The 21,705-nt window shown below is 63.9% G+C and carries 18 protein-coding genes and 2 pseudogenes; 11 read left to right on the top strand and 9 right to left on the bottom strand.

Annotation, left to right across the window (positions count from 1 at the left end; translation table 11 throughout):
* The 3 genes and pseudogenes from U5A56_RS32375 to U5A56_RS32365 form a co-directional block, all read left to right on the top strand.
* The coding region (locus U5A56_RS32375; protein ID WP_321926603.1) for an alpha-E domain-containing protein at window positions 1–436 on the top strand (436 nt) is incomplete at its 5' end.
* 8 nt (window positions 437–444) lie between these two features.
* Complete coding sequence (locus tag U5A56_RS32370; protein ID WP_321926601.1) at window positions 445–1,248, top strand: transglutaminase family protein; 804 nt, start codon at window positions 445–447, stop codon at window positions 1,246–1,248.
* Between the two features lie 169 nt (window positions 1,249–1,417).
* A pseudogene (locus U5A56_RS32365) lies at window positions 1,418–1,817 on the top strand (transposase); the annotation flags it as partial.
* Between the two features lie 149 nt (window positions 1,818–1,966).
* Here the strand turns inward: U5A56_RS32365 and U5A56_RS32360 are convergent.
* Entirely contained in the window at window positions 1,967–2,731 is a 765-nt protein-coding gene (locus tag U5A56_RS32360) for an SDR family oxidoreductase (protein ID WP_321926599.1), read from the bottom strand.
* Between the two features lie 412 nt (window positions 2,732–3,143).
* Entirely contained in the window at window positions 3,144–3,857 is a 714-nt protein-coding gene (locus U5A56_RS32355; RefSeq protein ID WP_321926597.1) for a LuxR family transcriptional regulator, read from the bottom strand.
* A 529-nt stretch (window positions 3,858–4,386) separates the two neighbouring features.
* On the opposite strand from U5A56_RS32355, the gene U5A56_RS32350 reads away from it, so the two are divergent.
* The 4 genes and pseudogenes from U5A56_RS32350 to U5A56_RS32335 all read left to right on the top strand — a co-directional run.
* Complete coding sequence (locus U5A56_RS32350; protein WP_124668486.1) at window positions 4,387–4,770, top strand: DUF4902 domain-containing protein; 384 nt, start codon at window positions 4,387–4,389, stop codon at window positions 4,768–4,770.
* Between the two features lie 401 nt (window positions 4,771–5,171).
* Window positions 5,172–5,813: an acyl-homoserine-lactone synthase gene (locus U5A56_RS32345; protein WP_321926594.1), complete on the top strand. Its 642-nt coding sequence runs from the start codon at window positions 5,172–5,174 to the stop codon at window positions 5,811–5,813.
* A gap of 177 nt (window positions 5,814–5,990) precedes the next feature.
* Window positions 5,991–7,283 (top strand): beta-ketoacyl-ACP synthase II, encoded by a 1,293-nt coding sequence (fabF, locus tag U5A56_RS32340; protein WP_124668488.1) that lies wholly within the window; start codon window positions 5,991–5,993, stop codon window positions 7,281–7,283.
* A gap of 204 nt (window positions 7,284–7,487) precedes the next feature.
* Window positions 7,488–7,616, top strand: a pseudogene (locus U5A56_RS32335) (IS256 family transposase); the annotation flags it as partial.
* 514 nt (window positions 7,617–8,130) lie between these two features.
* On the opposite strand, the gene U5A56_RS32330 reads toward U5A56_RS32335, so the two are convergent.
* A complete protein-coding gene (locus tag U5A56_RS32330) occupies window positions 8,131–9,249 on the bottom strand; it encodes a helix-turn-helix transcriptional regulator (RefSeq protein ID WP_321926592.1) in 1,119 nt (372 codons plus the stop codon).
* Between the two features lie 239 nt (window positions 9,250–9,488).
* Between U5A56_RS32330 and U5A56_RS32325 the strand changes: the two genes are divergently transcribed.
* Window positions 9,489–11,570, top strand: coding sequence for a hypothetical protein (locus U5A56_RS32325; protein ID WP_321926590.1), 2,082 nt, complete (start codon window positions 9,489–9,491; stop codon window positions 11,568–11,570).
* Window positions 11,571–11,835: 265 nt separating this feature from the next.
* Here U5A56_RS32325 and U5A56_RS32320 read toward each other — a convergent pair whose 3' ends face one another.
* The 5 genes from U5A56_RS32320 to U5A56_RS32300 form a co-directional block, all read right to left on the bottom strand.
* Window positions 11,836–12,921, bottom strand: coding sequence for a YncE family protein (locus U5A56_RS32320; RefSeq protein WP_321926588.1), 1,086 nt, complete (start codon window positions 12,919–12,921; stop codon window positions 11,836–11,838).
* Window positions 12,922–13,016: 95 nt separating this feature from the next.
* Window positions 13,017–14,273: an MFS transporter gene (locus tag U5A56_RS32315; RefSeq protein ID WP_044847519.1), complete on the bottom strand. Its 1,257-nt coding sequence runs from the start codon at window positions 14,271–14,273 to the stop codon at window positions 13,017–13,019.
* Window positions 14,260–14,688, bottom strand: coding sequence for a chromate resistance protein ChrB domain-containing protein (locus U5A56_RS32310; protein ID WP_044847518.1), 429 nt, complete (start codon window positions 14,686–14,688; stop codon window positions 14,260–14,262). Before U5A56_RS32310 ends, U5A56_RS32315 begins: the two co-directional genes overlap by 14 nt.
* A 66-nt stretch (window positions 14,689–14,754) precedes the next feature.
* Window positions 14,755–15,933, bottom strand: a complete 1,179-nt coding sequence (locus U5A56_RS32305) for a chromate transporter (RefSeq protein WP_321821032.1) — start codon at window positions 15,931–15,933, stop codon at window positions 14,755–14,757.
* On the bottom strand, window positions 15,930–16,907 hold the full coding sequence (locus U5A56_RS32300) for a chromate resistance protein ChrB domain-containing protein (protein WP_321926586.1): 978 nt from the start codon (window positions 16,905–16,907) through the stop codon (window positions 15,930–15,932). Before U5A56_RS32300 ends, U5A56_RS32305 begins: the two co-directional genes overlap by 4 nt.
* 185 nt (window positions 16,908–17,092) lie before the next feature.
* Between U5A56_RS32300 and U5A56_RS32295 the strand changes: the two genes are divergently transcribed.
* From U5A56_RS32295 to U5A56_RS32285, 3 genes are read left to right on the top strand one after another with little or no spacing between them, the layout of a single operon-like run.
* A complete protein-coding gene (locus U5A56_RS32295; RefSeq protein WP_044847515.1) occupies window positions 17,093–17,365 on the top strand; it encodes a metal/formaldehyde-sensitive transcriptional repressor in 273 nt (90 codons plus the stop codon).
* Between the two features lie 11 nt (window positions 17,366–17,376).
* Entirely contained in the window at window positions 17,377–18,672 is a 1,296-nt protein-coding gene (gene dmeF, locus U5A56_RS32290; RefSeq protein ID WP_321926584.1) for a CDF family Co(II)/Ni(II) efflux transporter DmeF, read from the top strand.
* Between the two features lie 2 nt (window positions 18,673–18,674).
* Window positions 18,675–18,851: a DUF1289 domain-containing protein gene (locus U5A56_RS32285; protein ID WP_185500436.1), complete on the top strand. Its 177-nt coding sequence runs from the start codon at window positions 18,675–18,677 to the stop codon at window positions 18,849–18,851.
* A 275-nt stretch (window positions 18,852–19,126) separates the two neighbouring features.
* Here U5A56_RS32285 and U5A56_RS32280 read toward each other — a convergent pair whose 3' ends face one another.
* Window positions 19,127–21,274, bottom strand: coding sequence for a TonB-dependent siderophore receptor (locus U5A56_RS32280; protein ID WP_321926582.1), 2,148 nt, complete (start codon window positions 21,272–21,274; stop codon window positions 19,127–19,129).
* Window positions 21,275–21,705 lie beyond the last annotated feature (431 nt).

The raw sequence follows: 21,705 nt of genomic DNA, 5'->3' as shown, positions 1-21,705 counted from the left end.
CGCCGACAACACCGCGCGGATCATCGACGTGAAATACCACCTGCTGCTGCCGTCGGTGTCGCATGTGGGCACGATCCTCGATACCAACCACTGGGAATCGATCCTGCGGTCGGTCGAGGCAAACAACTCGTATCGATGGGTGTACGGTGTGCAGTACAAGCCGCTGAACATCGCGGACTACCTGGTCCTGAACGGCCGCATGCCGCGCTCGCTGCGCTATTGCTACGGGCGCGTCATGTCGAGTCTCAACTTGCTCGTGAAAGAGCATGGCATCGCTCACGCGTGCCACGGCACCGCCGCACAGACGCTCACGATGCTTTCCGACAGTACGATCGAACGAGTCTTCAAGAACGGCCTGCACGAGTTTCTGACCGGATTCATTCGACGCAACCAGCGACTTGGGCTCGAAATCGCCCAGGCCTACAACTTCGATTGAGTACCGCAATGCATATCGGGATCATCCATACCCTGCGTTATACCCTCGATGAGCCGTTGCAGCAGGCATTGCAGCGCCTTCGACTGCGGCCGTCGTCGAATCCCGGTCAGACGGTCGGGCACTGGGAATTGCTTGCAAACGACATGCAGCCGGCATTGTCGTACATCGACGGATTCGGCAACCATGTCGACCTTGTGTGTCACTCGAACGACCACAAGGAGATCGTCATCGTTTCACGCGGCGAAGTGACGACGCACAGCAAGGATGGTGTGATCGGCACTGCAGACGATCGTACGAATCCGTGGCTGTTCCTGCGCGAGTCGCCTCTCACGCGGCCCGGGGACTCGCTGATGGAGCTTGCTTCCGCCCTGAAGAGCACGCAAAACCGCCTTCTGCAACTACACGAGTTGATGGACATCGTGCACGATCGTCTCGCACCCGGGCCGGAGAATTGCGACGACGCCACCGATGCAGAAGCTGCGTGGATCAGTTCCCACGGGACCTGTCGCGATCATGCTCATGTATTCATCGCCGTGGCGCGTCGGCTCGGCATTCCCGCGCGCTTCACTTCCGGCTATCTGATAGGCGACGACGGAATCCAGGCAATCGATCATGCGTGGGCTGAAGTCTATGTCGACCATCTCGGTTGGATCGGCTTCGATCCGGCGAACAATCTCTGTCCCGACGAACACTATGTGAAACTGGCGACTGGCATCGACGCTTGCGGCGCTGCGCCGGTCACCTGCGTCCGGTCAAACTCGGGCACCGAAACGCTGACCGCGGAGATTGCGGTCACACTGTCGGCCCGGTGAGTCGATCGACGGAAATTTCCGTACTCGCACCGATGACGCAAACGACCCGGCGAATCCGCAAAGCGGGCTGGGCGTGATGACAGGCATTGCGAAGCGGCAGCCGTGGAAAGTAGCGGGGGCTACCCAGCGTATCGCGCTGCGGATTTGACGGAACAACGGAAGCCCAAGGATGGAAGCGCGGATCATTGACGATGACTTGTGGAAACTGATCGAACCATTGCTGCCAGTCGCGAAGCCTCGTGCGAAGAGCGATCCCGGCCGACCGCGCGTGCCAGATCGTGCGACGCTCAACGGCATCCTGTTCGTGTTCGAGACAGGCATCCGCCGGAATCATTTTCCGACTCGGCTGGGTTTCGGCTCGGGCGCCACTTGCTGGCGGCGATTGAACGACAGACAAAAGGTCGGCGTATGGGACCAACCGCACGAATTGCGGCTCGACAAGTTGTGCGCGACTGGCCAGATCGACCTCTCGCACGCCACCGTCGATTTGTCGTCGGTGCGGGCTGTTGGGGCGGCGAAAAACTGGCCCGAGCCCCACGGATCGTGCGCGACCCGATTCCAAGCACCACACCTCGTAGACGCCGACCGGGCCTCTCCACGTCGATCCAGCCGACGTGCCCGCGCTGGTCACCGCGACGGCGATTCGCCGTGCCGATGCGTTCACGTCGAAGTTGCTGAATTCGTTCCCGGGTTGTTCGAAGCGGCCCATGCTCCGACATCAGGTGCGATTGATCGATACTCCTCCATCAACCAGCAGTGCCCCGCCGGTCATGAATGAAGAGGCGCTGGAGGCCATGTAGAGCACCGACTGCGCAAGTTCCTCCGGCGTAGCAATACGTTTGAGAGCGTGTAGTCCCGCCACATGAGCCATTGCTTCGGGCGACGCACTCATTGTGCGCCCCATGGGGGTGTCGACTCCGCCAGGAAGAATTGCGTTGACGCGAATGGCCTTCGGTCCAAACTCCGCGGCGAGTGACTGCGTCAGCCCGATCAATCCTGCCTTGCTGGCGGCGTAGGCTGCGACGCCGGGGAAGCCGACAGTGTATCCAACAAAAGTCGAAGTAAAGATGATGCTTCCGGAGCCACGAAGCATCATCGCGGGGATCTGATGCTTCGCACCGAGGAACGCACTTGTGAGATTGGTGTCGATCGTTTCGCGCCAACCCGTCTCGGATATTTGTGGCGTGGGACCCATTTCGCCAAGCGTCCCCGCGTTGTTGAACGCAATGTCCAGGCCCCCGAAGCGGTCAACGGCCGCCTGAACGAGAGTCCGCGCATATGTCTCATCCCTGACGTCGCCCGCGACGTATATCGCCGTTCCTCTTTGTGCGGTGATTTCCGTCACAAGACTTTCCAACTCAGCCTTGCGACGGGCGCCAACTACCACTGCTGCGCCCTCGCGAGCGAAAAGCAACGCGGTCGCGCGTCCAATTCCGGAACTGGCGCCGGTGATGATGGCGACCTTGTTTGCAAGCACGTTCATTGTCTTTTCTCATGTTCGGATTGGTCAGTTGTCAGTTTGGTCGCATCTCGACGCACGAGCACTCCGCTTCTTGCTATTGAATTCGGGCGGAATTTTCTGTGGCTAACTGCTCGCCAGGAACGCAAAAAAACCGTCTCAAGCGATTTTGAACTGACCTCTTGCTTTTCTTTGCAGAACGCAGAGAAACGTGAGTCGCAGCCTCCGAGAGGGACTACTCCTGATTGAAGACGACCTTGATTTTGGCAATGCCATGCAGGTGGCGCTCGCCCAAGCCGATCTACCGACTGTATGGGTGCGCAGGCAGGTCACGGCCGCGATGGCTGACGTTCGACTGCTACGGCACGCTCATTCGATGGGACGGAGGTTTGCCGGCAGTGGTACGCGAGATTCCTGAGCGGCGAAGCAAAGGACGTCAGAACAAGAGCCCCAGCATTGCCGCCTTGACCGCGGCCTCGGTCTTGTTGGCCGAATTCAATTTGCGCATTGCATTGACGAGGTGAAATTTCACGGTCCGCTCGTCGACAGACATGATCTTGCCAATCTCGGAGTAGGTTTTCCCCGCGGCTGACCATTGCAACGCCTCGCGCTCGCGTGCCGTCAACTCGACGGCATATTCGGGCGCAAGCTGCGCAAGCAGATGCATGCTCATTGCGCAGTTGGCGGTGTTCGCGAGCCATGACATCTGGTATCCCTTTTCCGCGAGTTCACTCTCCTCGATCGGCTCGCCCGATCGCACCATGGTCACGAGTCCGATCGCCCCGGTGCGGCTGATGGATGGCATGCACCAGCCGTGGCGCAAACCGAAGTGCTCCGCTTCGTCCCAGAATTCGACGTTTTGTGTCTGGCTGTCGGCGCGCCAGATCAGGGGTGTCAGCTGACTGAGCCCATGCCGGACCGTCGGATCGACGGCAAAATAGTTTTGGCTCACATAGCGCTCGACCCACGTCTCCGGATAGTTGGACTGCAGCATGAACCGCGGATGACTCACCGGCAACGGAACGCGCAGACCGAACGAACAGTACTCGAATCCGAGTGCTCGCACGTCTGCCGTGAACTCCAAAAACACGTCAGCCACGGATTTTGCCTCGGCGTATCCATTCAGATACTTCTCTCTCCAGGCCTGCATATCATTACCTTTTTGGTCAATCTTGTCCCTAAAGGGGCTGTATTTCGTGGTTGGTGCGCTGATCGATTTTTTATAAATTATTCAAGGATCGTCGTCAATATTTGAGATATCGAGCGGCAAGCATGGTGTCGGGTGCTGAATTGTTATCCGGCGGCGGATTTCGAGGTGGCGTCCGCGCTCGCCCTTGATCGATTGAGTTGGGGAATTTGCATGTCGGCATGCGTATTCGTACATCAGCCAGGTTTCGATGCCGAAAATTGCGACGAGTCCGAAAATCCTGGAATTGCACAATGATCGAGCACCGTCAGGCAATCACCGCTCACGGGGCCGTACGTCATCTTGATAATGCGATGGTGTTCTCCGGGTGATTGTGATATTCGTAAAAAACAGGCGCGTGATCTACCGGCTATCACAAATCACAAGCAGGCATGCCACGAGTGTTGGAAGGGTGTGCGCCTAGCCGGTCGCCGCGAATCTTGCCAAACTATGCGGTATCAATTTTAACAGGTGCCACATCGAGAGAACGGACATGCCTAAAAAACTGAACGACGGATACGTACGATTGACTTTGCCCGCGTTCTACGCGCTGCGCTTCCATCAACATATGTGCCAGCAAGCCCTGAACTTGTTGCATGATTTATGGGGCGAGGGCATTAGCGCCGTCAATGCCGGCTACTACGAGCTGGTCTGCACCGAAACGCGGCCGGCCGTGAGCGTCGGCTGCGTATGGCATGTGGCCGTGGGCCAGTCTGAGGTGAAGGTCGGGAAGGACGACGTCAGCAGCAACGTCATGCTTCTCAACATGAACGGTGACGATTACGGCGCGCAATACAGCCAAGAGTTGATCCAGAACTGGCTGTGCTCGGGAACGCGTCAACGCGAACTTGAATCGGCCATCTTCGCCGGTCACTGATTTCGTGTTCAGTGAATATAACTAGATTAAAAAGGCCTACGCGTCGTGACAAATCTTGTGTGCCGCGCCGCCGCCAATTTCCGTTGATCTTCCTGATCGGACTGGCAATGGCGCGATGTCCGCTACGATCATTTATGCCGTGACGCCGTGGCTCGGGATGGTTGCTTCGGGCCGTCGCTGATCAAGCGCACTCCGAATCGTCCCTCCGTCCGACTCGCGTAGCGATCGCCGGTCGAATTCCAAAAAACCCCGTTTGTCCGTCGCAGTGTCCCGTCGCACTCGGCGCGACGAGTCTCGTCCAGACGCCTGCCCCCCTGCCCATTCGGGCAGCTTTTTTGTCTTTTCAATTTCGGGTCCAATCGCGCCTAACAATTCTGAAGATAAGAGAGAGGGCATTCGCGATGCTGACTTTATTGTCGGGAAAAAGCGCTGATTTGAGTCGCGAGACGATGTATCGACTTGCGAAGTTTCGGCATAAGGTCTTCATACAGGAACTCGGCTGGTCGTTGCCCACCGACGATGGCATCGAATTTGACGACTTCGATCACGCGGACACCCTTTATGTCGTCGCTTTCGACCGCAGCGACGAAATCGTCGGTTGCGGCCGGTTGTTGCCGACCGACGAGCCTTATCTGCTGGGTGAGGTTTTTCCGGATTTGATGGGTGGTGCCTCCCTTCCCAGTACGCGCAATGTGTGGGAACTGTCCCGCTTCGCGATGAGCATGCCGAGCGGCGAGCCGTTGACGGCGGAAGAATCGTGGCAAAACACGCGCTCCCTGATGTCCGAGATCGTCCGTGTCGCGCATGCACATGGCGCCGACCGTCTCATTGCATTCTCGGTGCTCGGCAACGAACGGCTTCTGAAGCGCATGGGCGTCAATGTGCATCGCGCTGCGCCACCGCAAATGATCGAAGGCAAGCCGACCTTGCCGTTCTGGATCGAGATAGATCAACAAACGCGCGCAGCGCTGAACCTCGACGTGTTGGAGTACGGCGTGCCGCTCAACATGTCGCGCAGTGTGCATGTGTCGCACGCGTTCTGACGAGCGCAGCGAATTCGCGACGCGCATCGGGAAGGTCCAGGGTCCGCCGCGAGTCGGGCGGCCCCGGCTCTCTCCTGAAGTGGCTCGGCGCAATACAGCATTACTAAAGGTGTGCCTGAAGATGAACGGCTTTAACGATGTGGGTCAGCTGGTCCTGGTCCGTGAGGGGAAGGTGAAATGACGCTTCGAGTGGTGGTAACCGGTATTGGCATTGTGTCCCCGCTGGGTTGCGGTAAGGAATTGGTGTGGCAGCGCCTGATCGGAGGCGGCTCCGGGCTTCGCCGGCTCGGTGACGACATCGTCGGTGAACTGTCCGCCAAGGTCGGCGGGACCGTCCAGGGGAAGGCCGACGATCCCGACGGCGGTTTCGATCCGGAACTCTCGGTGCCGAACAAGGAACTGAGGAAGATGGACCGCTTCATCCAGATGGCGATGGTTGCGGCAGACGAGGCGCTCACGGAAGCCGGATGGGCTCCGCAAGCCGAGCATCAGCGCGAGCGGACAGCGACGGTCGTAGCGTCGGGCATCGGTGGGTTTCCCGGGCTGGCGGAGGCGGTCAGGATCGGCGAGACGCGTGGCGTGCGGCGGTTGTCGCCGTTCACCATTCCGTTCTTTCTCTCGAATCTGGCGGCCGGCCAGATTTCGATCAAGCATCAGTTCCGTGGGCCCCTCGGCTGTCCGGTGACGGCCTGTGCGGCGAGCGTGCAGGCGATCGGCGACGCGATGCGCATGATCCGGACCGGTGAGGCCGATGTCGTGCTGGCGGGCGGTGCCGAAGCCGCATTCGACAAGGTCAGCCTGGGCGGATTCGCGGCGGCGCGAGCGTTGTCGACCGGCTTCGGCGATCAGCCGATTCGCGCTTCGCGCCCGTTCGACCGCGATCGTGACGGATTTGTCATGGGCGAGGGAGCGGCCATGCTCGTGGTCGAGTCCCTGGACCATGCCCTCGCACGTGGCGCCCGACCGATCGCGGAAATCATCGGGTACGGAACCACGGCGGACGCCTATCACATGACCGCCGGTCCCGACGACGGATCCGGCGCCATGCGGGCGATGAAGCTGGCCCTGGCGATGGGCGAAATCGCCCCGGAGCAGGTCGACTACGTCAATGCGCATGCGACATCGACGCCGGTCGGCGACGCCGGCGAAATCGAGGCGCTGAAGACTGTCTTTGGCGTGGGCGCCGGCCCGGCGATTTCCTCGACCAAGTCGGCAACCGGGCATTTGCTCGGGGCGGCGGGCGCCATCGAAGCGGCGTTTTCCATTCTCGCGCTCCGGGATGGCGTGTTGCCCGGAACGCTGAATCTCGAGCACCCCGACGAAGCCGCTGCCGGCCTCGATCTGATCGGGCCTTCCGCGCGGCGCGTTCCCGTCGAAATTGCACTGTCCAACGGGTTCGGGTTTGGCGGCGTCAATGCATCGGTGCTGTTTAAACGCTACCCGCCGGATAGATCAGCAGGGTCGCATTGACTGCACACCGACAGGGTTTGCGCACGCTTCTGATTTCGTAAGTATTACGAATAGTTGGCGTTCGACGCCATGCTATCGCGCCGCCAGCGCTCCATCGGTTCGATGGTGAGTCGCGGGCCGATCCAGCCGTGCGCCAGACGTGCTGTCCGCCCCCTCAGCCTCGCGCACCACGCCTGGATCCGCCGCAGGCGCAAATGTCGGCACGCGCTCGTGCCGATCCGGTTGGCCTTGCGCAACGTCGTTGCCAAGTGGACAGGCTCCCGGCACGCCTGGAGAAGCGTGATGCCGCAGCTTGCATTGCTTTACCCGGAACGACTCAGCATCGGAGTCTGAGTTTTAACCCGCCTCACACACGAAATTCCGGATACCTCCCATACCAAATCACCCCGGCCGCCGTGCTGGCCGTGGCCGAACACTCATCTGTTCGCCGTCCTGCTGGAACGGACGCCATTGGGGCAATTGGAGCGGCCCTGAAACACCGGGAATATGGCCGGCATGTGTGCAGCGAGTGTGCACACCAGCCATCTCGCCGTCGCGCGTCGCGACAGCCGATCGGAGGTCGGCATGGCCGCGTCGGCGAGCGAATGGGACAGGAACTGAAATCAAAAAAGGCCCCGACAATGGCCGTGAAACTTGCCGGGGCTAACGAACCATGCAAATTGCATGGGACGAGGAAGTATCGCGTCCATCGTATAGCCGCCAATGATTGAGCAGCACCACCGAGTTCCGACGAATTCTCATCGGGTTCAGCCAAGATCCTGCTCAAGGAACGCGTATGTCCTCCACCGACAAGCTTAAAAAATGCCAAAGCGTTTTGACCGCTGCCCCGCTCGCCGTTTTCGACGTATCAATTCGTGCGCTCGTGTTGCGGTAGGACCCACAGCATCCGACCGACCGCTTCAGCCTGATTCCGCGAGTGGGTCTTTTCATAGATCGCACGCAACTGGCTGCGAACCGTCGCAAGCGACACGCCGGCGCTCGCCGCACATTCGTCGGGTGTCTTGCCGCTGATCAACGCTTCCGCGACCGCGGCTTCGGCGCTCGACAAGCCGAACGATTGCCGAAGCTGTTGTGCGACGACGAGCGGGGCGCCGCTGCGTCGCCTGACCGTGATCAGTATCGTCGCATCGCCGAACGTGGCATGGAGCGCCTGTCCGGACAATGCCGCGATGCCGAGAAAAATCTCGTGCGCCGCGGCCAACGTACCGGAAAGGGCAAGGCTCTCGCTCTTGCGGGTCTTCGCGACGCGCGCCAGCGCCGCCTTGAGCGCCTCGTTCTGGGGCGCGCTCGTCGCGCTCAGGTGCCCGTTCTCGAGCTTGAGGCAGGTGGTGGCGCGCAGCATCGACTCGGCCGCCCGGTTGACGAACTGGACGCGCGCGTGCCGGTCCAGCGCAAAGACGGCGAGGCCCAGCTCCTCCATCAGTTCGGCGCCGAGCGTGGCGTCGCGATGCAGCACTCGCGCGTCTTGCCACAGGTTGATCGAGCGCTGCAGATGCCCGGCCATACCGATCAGGGTCGCGCGTTCTTCTGAAGAATAGGGTGTGCGGCCGTGCGCGCGCAGTAACCCGAGCAGAATGTTGTCGCTGCCGGGGCGCGCGAAGCGAATCCCCATCAGGTAGCGAAATCCAGACGGAATCTGATAGTCCTGGAAGAACTCGCTGCGTTCGACGTCGCGCTCGGTCAGGTGATCCTGACAACAAACGAATTCGCCGAGCGGTGCGTTTTCGACGAAGCCGCGGCGCGGATCGAGCGCGCCGTAATACTGATCGTAGAGCGCGATGATCTCGTCGAATTCCGCGCGCGGCGAATAGATCGAGAATTTCGGGGCATTGCGCGCGACGTCCCAACTGAACATGTGAAATACGTCTGCGCCGAGCGATTCGGATACCCGGTGAAAAACTTCGAGAAAACCATCCGGATGCAGCGCGGCCTCATAGAGGTCCCCGATGAGTTGGTCTCGTTGCATGTGTTCACCCCGTCGCTTCGCGATCTTCGTATTCTGATTTTGTCTGACGATATTGCTTCGAATACCGAATTTTTTTCAGGCTAACACAGGTTATTTGCATTTCATGCCCTGTTATTTCCCGATTTTCATCCACCTGAATGATGATCGAGAAAATCGTCTTTGCGAGAATCCTCGCCATTCAGCGTGCACGCGCAATGTATGTGACACGCATCAACCAGAAGGGGCTCGGGGGAAACGCAATGAAACTCACACCTGTCGTATCCGGTATTGCAGTGCTTGTCCTGTCGGCTTGTGGCGGCGGCAGCGATTCCTCCTCGCCACCCGCACCGCCCGCCGCGCAGACGGTCAGCGGGGTCGCGGCCGCCGGCGCCGCGATGCAGGCCGCCACCGTGAAACTGGTCGATGCGACCGGCAAAGCGGTCGACTGCCCGGCCGATGCGTCGACCGGCGCGTTTCATTGCACGGTGACCGGCCTGACCGCGCCTTTCGCGTTGTCCGCATACGGCAACGTCGCCGACTCGCAGGCCACGCTGATCGCACTCAGCGCCACGGCCGGCACGCAGACGATCAACATCACGCCGATCACGAACGCGATCGCCGCCACGATCGTCGGCGACAACCCGACCAAGCTGCTGGCCGACACCGGTTTGCTGCAAAGCAAAGTCACGGCCCAGGCCGTCGCCAGCACGGTGCAGGCCTATTCGTCGGCGCTGGCCGACCTGCTGGCCGCCACCGGCAATGCGGGCGTCGACCTGATTTCCGGCCCGTTGACGGCGGGCGCGCCGGGTCTCGACCGGCTGCTCGACCAGATCAAGATCAACGTCCTGCCGGATGGCGGCGTCCAGATCAGCTCGGTGGCGGGCGCGTCCAGCGATACGCCGGTGCAGCTTCAGCTCGCGCCCGGCGTCGCGCCGCAGGCGAGCGACAAGGCCAGCCTGCCGGCCGCCGCGACCATCAATGGCGCGGTGGTGTCGAACCTGCCGAGCGCCAGCGATCTGGCGGCATTGCAGAGCGCGCTCAACCAGTGCTTCGCCGGTTCGACCGGCGCTGCGCGCACGGGCGGCAGCGTATCGGCATGCGGCCGGATCTTCGTCGACGACGTCGCGTCCGGCGCGCTGAATGCAGGCGTGCCTTCCGCGTACCTCAACAACGGGATGTCGGTCGACCAGGAGTTCGGCGCGCCGGCAGGCGGCACGCCGGGCATCGTGGCCGACGATGCGATGAACAACGCGAGCTTCAGCCTGCCGGAAGTCATCCGCGTCGTTGCCAGCGACACGATGTGGGTCAAGCTCGCGTGGACGCGCAGCGACGGGATTCGCGACGGCATGCAGCAGCATGTACAGCTTGCGGTGCGGGCGGGCAGTCTCGCGAACGGCGATACCGGCTGGCGCGTGGTCGGCAATCAGCGCGCGGTGCTGAGCAAGGTCAATGCGAACGCACAGAAGTGGGACTGGCTCAATCCGGCCAATCCGTCGACGGGGACCAATGCGTTCGTCGATTCGCTCAACCTGCAGGTGGGTGCCGTCGACGCGGCCGGCACCGCGGTGGACTTCGCGATCGTCAACGGCCCCGGCTTGCGCAACGGCGTGTTTCTCCAGCCGTCGAGCGGGACCTGCGACACGCTGAACATCCGCGCGCAGATCGCAAGCGGGCAGACGCCGGCGCAACTCGCCGCACTGGCGAAGAATCCGCAGTGCCGCAACAACTTCCGTCTGGCCGGCGTCGCGCAGGACCCGGCCAACCAGGGCCTGTTCACGTGGCCCGGCGACGCGCCGCGCAACAATACCGCATGGGCGAAGCCGCAACTGAGCACCGCGGAACTGGCCGACATCAAGCCGTTCAGCGCCTATACGATCGACATCTACCAGAACGGCAACACGTCGACGCCGGCCCGGCACTACACGGTCCGGCTGCGTACGCCGTCGCCGTCGCCCGATGCGCTGCGCCAGTACGCGTGGCACGATCTGGCGCAGTCCACGCGCGACAAGCTGACGCCGGGCTCGGCCAACACGTTCGCGGGCGGCGCGACTTTCCCGCTGGGCTGGACGTCGAAATCGGGTCTGCCGTTCGTCAAACGCGGCAACGTGCAGATTCGCGCAACCGCGGCCGGGCAGCCGGCGGCGACGTTCGTCAACGGTTCGGCATCGGCGTCGCCGGTCCAGCCGGGCGCCTCGGTCACGCTCAACGTGCCGGGCGACCAGGGCGTCGCGTTCCCGTCGGTGGCCGGCTGGACGGGCAGCGCGGACTTCTCGTTCGTGAACTTGAGCTGGTCCGACCCGGTCGACACGCTCTTCACCGAGGCCTTCGAGTACGACCGGTAACAGGCAGCCGGGCGAATGCGTCCGGCGAGCGTCGGCCGGCGGGGCGATGCGTCGTCCCGCCGGCGGGCAACGATCGGCCTGGCCGAGCGCGACGTGTTTTCGTTCGACGGAGAACGCCGCGACCGGATCGTGGGCGGCGTGCGGCGAGAATCGGTTCGGCCTGACGCGCGGCGGCGGCGCCGACAACCGACAGGCTGCCGATCGTGTCAAATCGAACCGGACGAGATACTGCGCGACGACGGATGCCGCCGATCATGCTCGCCCGTTACGTTCCTGCACCCGGCGGCACCGGGCCGGCCGGCTTTGCCACGCTCGCGGCTTCCATCACGCGCAGCACCGGCCGGCCGCCGACATCCTTCAGCGGGAAATACGAGCGATGCGTGCCCGGATCGACAGCGACGACGTGCGCGTTCGGCCCGAGCCGGCCTTCACCGATCTTGGCAACGCTCCGGCCCCGGACGCTGAACATCGAAACGATGCCGGCTTCACCCGCAACATAGAGCACGTCCGACGCCGAATCGAACGCCAGCACATCCGGGCCGCCGCCGAGGTCGAACGTGCGGACGACGTGCCGTGCGCGCATATCGAAGACGAGGAGCGCGTCGTTGTCCTCGCACGCGATGAAGGCGAGGCCGGCGCGCGGCTCGATCAGCAATCCGTGATTGCCTTTCGCACCCGGCAAGTCGAACCGGTCGACGACACGGTCCGTCGCCGGATCGATTTCGACGAGCTGGCGCCGCGTCTGAACGTTCACGAAGATGTGTCGGGAAACCGGGTCGTACTGCGTGTTGCCGGCCTCGCCGTCGAGCGGGATCGTCGCGACGCGCCGGTTGCTCCGGACATCGATGACCGTCTCCGTTTTTCCGTATTCGTCGGATACGTACAGCTTGTGCGCGTCGGCCGCATAGGCCATGCCGTCGGGATAATGCCCGCCCGGCATGCGCGCGACGATTTTCAGCGTCGCGGCGTCGATCGCGACGATCTCGTCGGAGCCGGTCGCAGACGCGTAGATGCGCGACAGCGCCGGCACGGCAAGCACGCCATGTACCGACGATACGTCCGCGATCCGGGCGGTCACGCGCGATGCATGCGTATCGAAAGCGATCACTTCGCCGTCGCCGAGGTGAGCGATGAAGAGCAGGTTGCGGCTCGGGTCCAGGCTTGCGTAGTCGAGTCGTGTCGCGCGGCCCGGCAACGCGATGTCCGCGACATGCTTCAGCGGCAGGGCGCCGGTCGAGGCGCCTTCGCCCGCGGCGAAGACCCGGTGAATCGGCAGGCCCGACGTGCCGAGCCCGCCTAATAGCGCGACGAGCAGCGGCAGGCCGTAGCGCCAGCGTCCAGGATCCTTCATGATTGCCTCCCGCGACGGCCGCCACCGCATTGGCACGGCGGCGGCATCGCTTTGCATGGTTCCCCCGCTCGTCTGCTGTTCGACCGTGGCCGCGCTTACCGTGCCCGGCCGTCGTCCGGTTCGACGTGGCGAAACGCTGCGAGCAGCGAAAGGTCGTACGCGATCTTCAGCGCGCCGCATGCGACCAGCGGCGCACCGAGCCAGCCGAGACCGAACAGGCCGCCGGCCAAGGTCGGCGCGACAGCGGCCGCGAGGCTGCGCGGGACGGATGTAAAACTGGCCGCTGCCGGTCGCTCCGCCGGCGTGACGACCGCCATCACATAGGCGGTTCGGGTCGGGACATCCATTTGCGACAGCGCGCTTCGCATCAGCAACAGCGTCAACGTCAGCGGCAACGACGGCGCGAGCGCGGCGCCGATCAGGCAGACGCTCGACGGAATATGCGTGAACACCATCGTGTTCAGCAGGCCGATCCTGCGCGACAGCGGCGCGGCCGCGAGCTGCGAGCCGGCCGAGAGCAGGCCCGCCCAGAAGAAGAACTGGCCGGCAGCCGCGATCGAGAGCCCGAAGCGCTGCATCAACCACAGCGACAGCAGCGAGTTGACGACGAGACCGCCCGCGAATGCGTCGACGCTGAACAGCATCGCCAGCCGCACGACGATCGGGCGTGACGGGCCGAGCGGGGGCGCTGCCTGCGCAGCGCGAACTGCCTGGCGCGGCAGCCGCCGATACAGCATGCAGACGACGACACCGGTGGCCGCATAGACCAGAAACATGCCGCGCATCGCGCCCAGCGTCGAGATTCCGGTATGTGACGCAACCGCGATCGGCAGGCCTGCCGCGAGGGATCCGAGCGCTGCCGATACGGCGCCGACGAGGCTGTAGCGGGCGAACAGCGCCGTGCGAGCGTCGCCGTCGGCGGCTTGCGCCAGGCGCGACTGTTCGAGCGGCAGAAACACGCTGACGTCGCCGGAACTCGGATTGAGCGTGCCGGCGAAGGCGACGACGAACAGCGGCCACCACGTGGAGACGCTCGCGAAGCCGATGCCCGTCGCCGCCATCAGTGCCGCCGCGAGCGTCAGCATGCGGCGCTGCGTGAAGCGGCTCGCGAGCATGCCGACCGCGATCGTCGCGATCGCGGAACCCGTCAACGTCGTGGTGCCGATCAGGCCGACATCCAGTTGCGACAGCCCGAGCGACAGCAGATACGCGGGCAGCAGCACGGCAATGAATCCATCGCAGAAACCGCGCATGCCGCGGCTGGCGAGGATGAGCCATGCGGCCTTGTCCGCGCCCGCCGGCAGCATCCGGCTGGCGAGCGTCGACGCGCGGCGGCTGCTAGGGACGTGCATCACGCCGGCACCACGCGTAGAGCGCGTCGTACATCACCATGCCGTGCCGCAGTTGCTCGTGATCGTCGGCGAAGTGTCCGGACAGGCCGATCGAGATCGCGTACAGCCCGGCCGATTCCGGCGCAAGATCGAGCCGTCCGGTATCGGCGCCGCGCACGATCGCGGCGAGCTTGAGCAGCGCCGGGGCGTCGAGCCGGTACCGGTCGAGAAACGCATCGAAGCTGCAGCGTTCACCATGGTGGCCCAGCTCGACGCCCGGCACGTCGTAGGGCACCGCGCCCGTTTCGTCCGCCAGTCGCAGGACGTCCGGACCCGGGACGTAGAGAAATTCCGGCGCATCGTCGATGAACCGCGCAATCAGCCACGGACATGCGATGCGGTCGACCTTCGGCCGTTCGCGCGTAATCCATTTCACGGCACGCCTCCTGTATGGCGGACGAACGTCGTCCGATGCGTCATGGCCGCCTCCCGGCAATGCGGCTCAATGATGGAGCAGCGGGTAGGCCACGAGCCCGACGAGCGCGGCAGCCGTGACGACGACCGGCTCCTGCAACTTCTTGAAACGCCACAGCAGCAGCACGGTCGCGACCGCGAGCAGCGCGGTCGGCAGGTCGACGATCGAGCGTTTCGCGATGACGAGGACGGAGCCGGTGATCGCCCCGACGGCTGCGGCGGTGATGCCGTCGACGAACGCCTTGACGCCCGGACGGTGCCCGTACTTCTTCACGTAAGGCGCGGGGATGACCGTGAACAGATAGCAAGGCAGGAACGTGCCGAGTGCGGCGACGAGTGCGCCCGGGAAGCCCGCCACCAGATACCCGATGAAGCCGACCGTGATCACGACCGGGCCGGGCGTGATCATCGCGACCGCCACGGCATCCACGAACTGCTTGTCGTTCAGCCAGTGATGTTCGGTGACGACGCCGCCATAAAGGAACGGCACGATCGCCAGCCCGGAGCCGAACACGAACGCGCCGGCCTTCATGAAGAACGCGCCGATCTGAACGAGCTGCGGCAGGTCGATGCCGCTCAATATGCCGCTGGCTGCCGGCAGGTTGGCGGCGGCAACCGCGTTCAGCCCGCCGCGCTGCAGCCACTTGGGCGGGGCACGCCACAGCCAGCCGACCAGGCCCGCGACCACGAACAGCCATGCGATTTCCGATTCCGTGATGAAGGTCACGGCGGCAAGCGTGACGAAGATCGCCCAGAGCAGCTTGTCGTGGCCGACGGTTTTCGTCGTGAGCTTGTAGGCGCTCATCGCGATGATGCCGACCACCGCGGCGCCGACGCCGTAGAAGACGGCCTGCATCCAGGACAGCCCGCCGAAATGTGAGTACGCGAAGCCGAGCGCAACCACCATCAGGAACGACGGCAGCACGAACGCGAAGCCGACGAGCGTCGCACCGAGCAGGCGGTAGTGCACGAAGCCCAGATAGATCGCGAGCTGGGCCGCCATCGGCCCCGGTGCGAGCTGGGCCAGCGTGAGCCCTTCCTTGTAGTCGGCTTCCGTGATCCAGCCGCGACGTTCGACCAGGTCGCGACGCATGTAGCCTGCGAGCGCGACCGGCCCGCCGAAGCCGAACGTGCCGAGACGCAGCATGTAGGCGACCAGCTGGCCAAGCGAGTAGGTCGGTTCGGTGGTGGCGAGGGAAGTGGTCATGATCTGGCCGCGGTGTGGTTTTTGCCGTTCGACGTGAAGTGTGCGTACAGGGCGTCGAGCACGGCGCCCATCTGCTCGAGCAACCGGTCGTCGTTCTCTGCCTGCTGGCGCGTGCCGGCCATCACGGCCTCGAAGCCGATCGCTTCGGGCGCCGCGGGGCCGCCCACGTCGAGCGCATGCACGATTTCGCCGAGCCGCATCAGCGCGGGGTCGTTGTCGAGCCCGAAACTCGCCAGCAGCACCTCGAACGTCACGCGCTCGCCGACATGCGTAAACGTCGCGCCGTCGAAATCGAAGCCCAGCGCGTCGGCCGGGCAATCCGCCGGCGACGCGAGCCAGACGAAGCGGGCGCGTGCGTCGATAAAGCGGCGGATCAGCCAGGCACTGGCGACGCGATCGATCCACATCCGCTGCCGCGTCGCCCAGGTGCGGCCCTGAAATTCGCCGATCGCCAGCGGCCGGATCGCGCGGTCCGCGGCGTGCGGTTCGCCCGGCGACAGCACGGTGTCGACCAGCGCGACGAAATCCTGCAGCGCGACTTCGGCGCGGGTGGCCGAGTCGCCCGGGAAATAGTCGATCGCACGGATGGCGTCGAAATCCTTGCGCATGCGGCGCAGCAAGCGCGTCAGTTCCGAGGCCGACTGTCCGGCGAGGGTCTTGCGGGCGTCCGCAAGGGCCTGGATAAAGGCGGCGTCGTCTTCGCCGCGATCGAAGAGCGCGCGGAATTCCCGCTCCTGCGACGCATCGAGACTCGGCGCGCGCAACAGGTGAGCGCTGCCGCCGCTGTCGGCAATCGCGTCCGCGAGCTCGCGCAGCATCCGTTCATGCGCTTCCGACTGGGGCAGCAGGTAGACGCCGTCGCGCAGCACCGCGCAGCCTTTTGCCTTGAGCGCGCGCCAGAACCGCATGCGCGCCGTCGCGTTCTGCGTGGGAAGGGTCAGCACGAGGAGCGACCAGGTCGTGAGTGAATTCATGTAGCAAATGCTACTCATACGTTACGACTTCTACAAGTTAACTTTGGCGGCGGCTGCGGTGACTGGTGGCCGGGCGGCCTGCGAGGCGCGCGTCATTCGTCTGGTTTTTTCCGGCAAATACCCCCTCCCACTATATGGAAACGCGATTTGATATATAGTCCCCCCCGGTATATGAAGGGATCACCATGAGCCACACCATCCAGGAAAAGCAGAAGCTGCTGAACCGTGTCCGCCGGATCAAAGGGCAGGTCGAAGCGATCGAACGCGCGCTCGAGGACGAGCGCGGTTGCAACGAAATCCTCCGCCTCATCACGAGCGGTCGCGGCGCAATGAACGGCCTGCTCGCGGTCGTGCTCGAGGATCACATCCGTAGCCATCTGGTCGACGCCGAAGGTCACGACGACGAAGGCAGCGCGACCGAACAGCTGATCGAAGTCGTGCACAGCTACTTCAAGTAACCGGAGGCGGAATGAACAGCTTCAGCAATGACGCCTTCGGCGCAGGGCATGACCACATCTTTCTCGGCGCCGCGCACGAGCAGAACGAACGCCGGACCTGGATGGTCATCGCGCTGTGCGCGGCGATGATGGTGGCGGAGATCGTCGGCGGGTCCCTGTTCGGTTCGCTGGCACTGATCGCGGACGGCCTGCACATGTCGACGCACGCGGGCGCGATGCTGATCGCCGCGCTCGCCTATACCTACGCGCGCAAGCATGCGCGCGACCCGCGCTTCGTGTTCGGCACGGGCAAGCTCGGCGATCTCGCGGGTTTCACGAGCGCGATCGTGCTCGCGATGATCGCGCTGCTGATCGGGTACGAGGCGGTCGCACGTCTGCTCGCCCCGGTCCCGATTCATTTCGGCGAGGCGATTCCGATCGCGGTTGCCGGTTTGCTCGTCAACATCGCGAGCGTGTGGCTGCTGAGCGGTGACCATCATGGCCACGGTCATGGTCATCATCACGGTCATCATCACGGGCATGGTCATGACGATCATGACGGTCACGCGCACGACCACGAACAGGAAGCGCACCAGATCTTCGATCAGCAGGGCGTATTCGTCGTGTCGGTGTTCGAGGAGGGCGTTCCGCCGGTGTTCCGCGTCGCGCCTGCGACGCACGAGACGAAGCTCGTCGATGCGAGCGCGGTGTCGGTGACGACGATCCGCCCGGACGGCAGCCGTCAGGTGTTCGCGATGCAAAGTCGCGGCGGCTATCTGGAGTCGACCGAAGCCATTCCCGAGCCGCATGAATTCAACGCGATCGTCCGGCTGAACGGCCGCGAGCACGAACTGGCGTTCGAGGAGCACGACCACGGCACGTCCGCGGCGGCGGCGCGCGATCACAACATGCGCTCCGCGTACATCCACGTGATCGCCGACGCGGCCGTCTCCGTCCTGACGATCGTCGGGCTGCTGCTCGCGCGGGCGTTCGGCTGGGTCTGGATGGATCCGCTGGCCGGCATCATCGGCGCGCTGGTGATCGCGAACTGGTCGTACGGCCTGATGCGCGATACGGGCGGGATCCTGCTCGACATGAATTCGGATCGCCGCCTGACGGACAACGTGCGCGGTGCGATCGAAGGCACGGGCGACCGGGTCGGCGACCTGCATGTGTGGCGGCTCGGGCCGGGACACATGAGCGCGGTCGTGTCGGTGGTGACGGACGATCGGCAGCGCGATGCGCGCTTCTATCACGGCGTGCTGCAGCGGTTCAGGAACCTGTCGCACGTGACCGTCGAAGTCGTGCCCGCGACGCGAGGGCGATGAGCATGGCGGTCAAGTCCCCTTGCGTCGACGTGTGTTCGTTCGACGGTCGCACCGGCTATTGCGTGGCATGCCTGCGAACGCGCGACGAAGCGCGCGACTGGAAGAAGATGACGGATCACCGGCGCCATCAAATCGTGAACGACCGCGCGCGGCGGCATGCGAAGCTGACGCGGGCTTGAAGTCGAGGTATGCGCGAAGTCGCGCGTACGGCTGCAGCAGATTGAACGCGCGGCGGACGGCACGAAGGATCGGGGCGATGCGCGTGCCGACCGCGTCGCTTGCATCAACCGGCCCCGCCACGCCGGTGCATTCCCGACGAACGCATTTGCCGGACGATGTACGCCGTCCGCGCGCCGTCACGCGGATCAGGACGCTTGTGATCCGGTATTGCCGAGGCGGCGGTCGGTGACGGTCGTCGATCCGCCCGGCACGCCTCGTCGGGACTGCGCCGCTTCTACATCTCGTATCGCAACGTCGCCATGACGCTGCGCGGCGCCCCCGGCATGTTGAGGTTCGGGTTCGAGCCGTGGGCCGACACGATGTAGCCCTTGTTGAACAGGTTGTAGAGGTTCAACTGGAGCGACATCGGCCCGTGCGCATACCAGGCCATCATGTCGGCCGTCACGTAACCCGGCAGCGTCACCGTGTTCTGCGGATCGGCCATGCGCGCGCCGACGAGGTTCAGGCCGCCGCCAACGCCGAAGCCGCTGCCGAGATTCTTGGTGAGCCACAGGTTGCCGGAGTGGCGCGGGGTCAGGGTGGCGCGCTTGCCCTGCAACGCGGCCGTCGACTGGGTGACGGTGGCATCGAGGTAGGCATAGCCCGCGAGCACGCGCCAGCCGTGGCCGAGTTCCGCAGCCCCGCTGAGTTCCACGCCGTCGGTCCGCTGCTCGCCGATCGGAATCAGCGCCGTGTTGCTTGCATTGGCGACCTTGATGTTGCTGCGGTCGAGCCGGAACACCGAGATCGTCGTGGTGGCCTTGCCGCCGAGCCAGTCGTACTTCGCGCCGATCTCGGTGTTGGTCGTGGTTTCCGGAGCGAGTTCGGCATTGTTGGCCGCCAGCGAGAACGCTTCGCCGGAAGGCTGGAACGAGCGGCTCCACGACACGTAGTACGACTGCGTTCGGGTGGGCTGCCAGACGAGACCCACGCGCGGGCTCCACGCCGTATCGGTGCGCGACAGGCCCGGCTGCTTCGGACGGCGGTCGAGCGTCTCCTGCTCGAAGCGATCGTAGCGGATGCCGAGCAGCGCCTTCCACTGCTCGTTGAAGCTGATCAGGTCCTGCGTGTAGAACCCGAGGGTCTTGAAGATGCCGAGGTTGTTGGCCGTCGGCGTGGTCGACGTGTGCAGCGGCAGCGTCGGAAGGGCGGGCGCGAACAGGTCGAAATTCATCGGCTTGCCGTTCGCGCCGGTGACGGGCGCCGAGTAGCTGACGAGATCCTTGTTCTGCTGGCCGAATTCCATCCCGTACAGCAACTCGTGCTTCATGCCGAACAGCGTGGCCTTCTGCGTGAGATCGGTCTGGTTGAACCAGCCGTGTTCCTCGCGATAGACGTTGCCGTGATTCAGCGTGAACGTCCGGGCCGCCTCGTTGACGCTGCCGACCAGCGTGTTGTTCCGGTCGAGCGAGTAGTGATAGTAGCGGGTGGCGTTCCGGATCGACCATTGGTCGTTGAACTCGTGCTTGATCGTCGCGGTACTCGAATAGACCCGCGATCGCGTATAGTCCACGTCGCCGGCGTTCGCCGCGCCGTAATACGCGGATGCCGGCACGTCGACCGGTCGTCCGTGATAGGCCGGAATGCCGAAGTCCGTCACGCGACGATCTTCGAGGTAGTCCGCCTGCAGCAGGACCGTCGTCTTCGGCGCGATGCGAAACTCGAACGACGGCGCGACCGCCGTGCGATTCAGGAACTGTTGCGAGCGATAGCTCTTCGCTTCCTCGTGTGCCCCGGTGATCCGGAAGGCGGCCGCGCCGTTCGCGAGGACGCGCCCGACGTCGGCCTCCACCCGGCGATCGGCCCACGAACCGTAGCTGATCCCGAAGTTGGTCACGTCGATCCCGGGTTTTTTCGTCACGCGATTGATCAGTCCACCTGACGATCCGCGGCCGTAAAGAACGGCAGCCGGGCCCTTGACCACTTCCACCCGGTCGACGTTCGAGAGATCCCGGAAATACAGGGCATCGTCGCGAATGCCGTCGACGAACTGGTCGGCAATCGCGGAGAAGCCGCGAATGGTGACCTGGTCGCGCTGGCCGTCGCCGGTCGAGAACCCGACGCCCGCGACGTTCTTCAGCACGTCCTGCAGCGAGTTCGCATGCTGGTCGCGCATCACTTCGGCCGTGACCACGTTCACCGTCTGCGGGATATCGCGCAGCGGCGCGTCGATCCTGGTGGCGCTGACCGCGTTCGTCGGGTTGTAGCCTTCGCCCGGATCGCGGAGCGCGCTGGCGTTCACCGATACCGCCGGCAACACGTCGGTGGCCGTGCCGGTCGGTGCACTTGCGTTTTCCTGTGCGAAGGCCGCGCCGACCATGATCGGCTGGCACGCGATGGCGGCCAGAATGGCCCGTCGCGCCGGGTGCAACACGTGTTTCATTTCCCAACCTGCCCTGTGTAATGATTCGTAATCTCGAAACGCGACGCATTATCATTTGAAAGGAAGTAAGGGTCAACAAGTGTTGCGCGATAACCGGGATTCTTGTTTTTGTCTGATGTTTGCTGACGCCGAAGGATGCGTTCGTGCCGGATCCGGACGAGCACGGCGTGCGGCCAGGCAATGACGGCGACTGAAGCGCCAGCGGGGCGCGTCGCGCGGGGAGGTTCGTCGGGATTGATCCGGCACGGTCATCGAACCGTTCGGTATTGCGAGTCTGTCGATCCGACTACGAGGTGGTGACCGGCGGGGCGGCGCGCGTGCCGGTCTGGCATGGCGCGCTGTATCCTGAAATCTTCCGGCGGCCGTGGCATCTCGTCACGGTCGGTGTCACGAAGCGGTCGGATACTGCCGGCGTGCGCGGCCTGACGGAA

Origin of the sequence: Burkholderia sp. BCC1998 (genome assembly GCF_905339875.1) — a bacterium.
In the GTDB taxonomy this organism is placed as follows: Bacteria; Pseudomonadota; Gammaproteobacteria; order Burkholderiales; family Burkholderiaceae; genus Burkholderia.
The sequence above is the reverse complement of the archived record's forward strand: the minus strand, read 5'-3'. Positions and strand labels throughout refer to the sequence as shown.

Coding starts and splice junctions, on each gene's coding strand:
- U5A56_RS32355 (WP_321926597.1), bottom strand. CDS start 3,857: ATGCAGGCCTGGAGAGAGAAGTATCTGAATGGATACGCCGAGGCAAAA.
- U5A56_RS32325 (WP_321926590.1), top strand. CDS start 9,489: ATGAAACTCACACCTGTCGTATCCGGTATTGCAGTGCTTGTCCTGTCG.
- U5A56_RS32295 (WP_044847515.1), top strand. CDS start 17,093: ATGAGCCACACCATCCAGGAAAAGCAGAAGCTGCTGAACCGTGTCCGC.
- fabF (WP_124668488.1), top strand. CDS start 5,991: ATGACGCTTCGAGTGGTGGTAACCGGTATTGGCATTGTGTCCCCGCTG.
- U5A56_RS32305 (WP_321821032.1), bottom strand. CDS start 15,933: ATGACCACTTCCCTCGCCACCACCGAACCGACCTACTCGCTTGGCCAG.
- dmeF (WP_321926584.1), top strand. CDS start 17,377: ATGAACAGCTTCAGCAATGACGCCTTCGGCGCAGGGCATGACCACATC.
- U5A56_RS32315 (WP_044847519.1), bottom strand. CDS start 14,273: ATGCACGTCCCTAGCAGCCGCCGCGCGTCGACGCTCGCCAGCCGGATG.
- U5A56_RS32285 (WP_185500436.1), top strand. CDS start 18,675: ATGGCGGTCAAGTCCCCTTGCGTCGACGTGTGTTCGTTCGACGGTCGC.
- U5A56_RS32320 (WP_321926588.1), bottom strand. CDS start 12,921: ATGAAGGATCCTGGACGCTGGCGCTACGGCCTGCCGCTGCTCGTCGCG.
- U5A56_RS32280 (WP_321926582.1), bottom strand. CDS start 21,274: ATGAAACACGTGTTGCACCCGGCGCGACGGGCCATTCTGGCCGCCATC.
- U5A56_RS32300 (WP_321926586.1), bottom strand. CDS start 16,907: ATGAATTCACTCACGACCTGGTCGCTCCTCGTGCTGACCCTTCCCACG.
- U5A56_RS32350 (WP_124668486.1), top strand. CDS start 4,387: ATGCCTAAAAAACTGAACGACGGATACGTACGATTGACTTTGCCCGCG.
- U5A56_RS32330 (WP_321926592.1), bottom strand. CDS start 9,249: ATGCAACGAGACCAACTCATCGGGGACCTCTATGAGGCCGCGCTGCAT.
- U5A56_RS32360 (WP_321926599.1), bottom strand. CDS start 2,731: ATGAACGTGCTTGCAAACAAGGTCGCCATCATCACCGGCGCCAGTTCC.
- U5A56_RS32345 (WP_321926594.1), top strand. CDS start 5,172: ATGCTGACTTTATTGTCGGGAAAAAGCGCTGATTTGAGTCGCGAGACG.
- U5A56_RS32370 (WP_321926601.1), top strand. CDS start 445: ATGCATATCGGGATCATCCATACCCTGCGTTATACCCTCGATGAGCCG.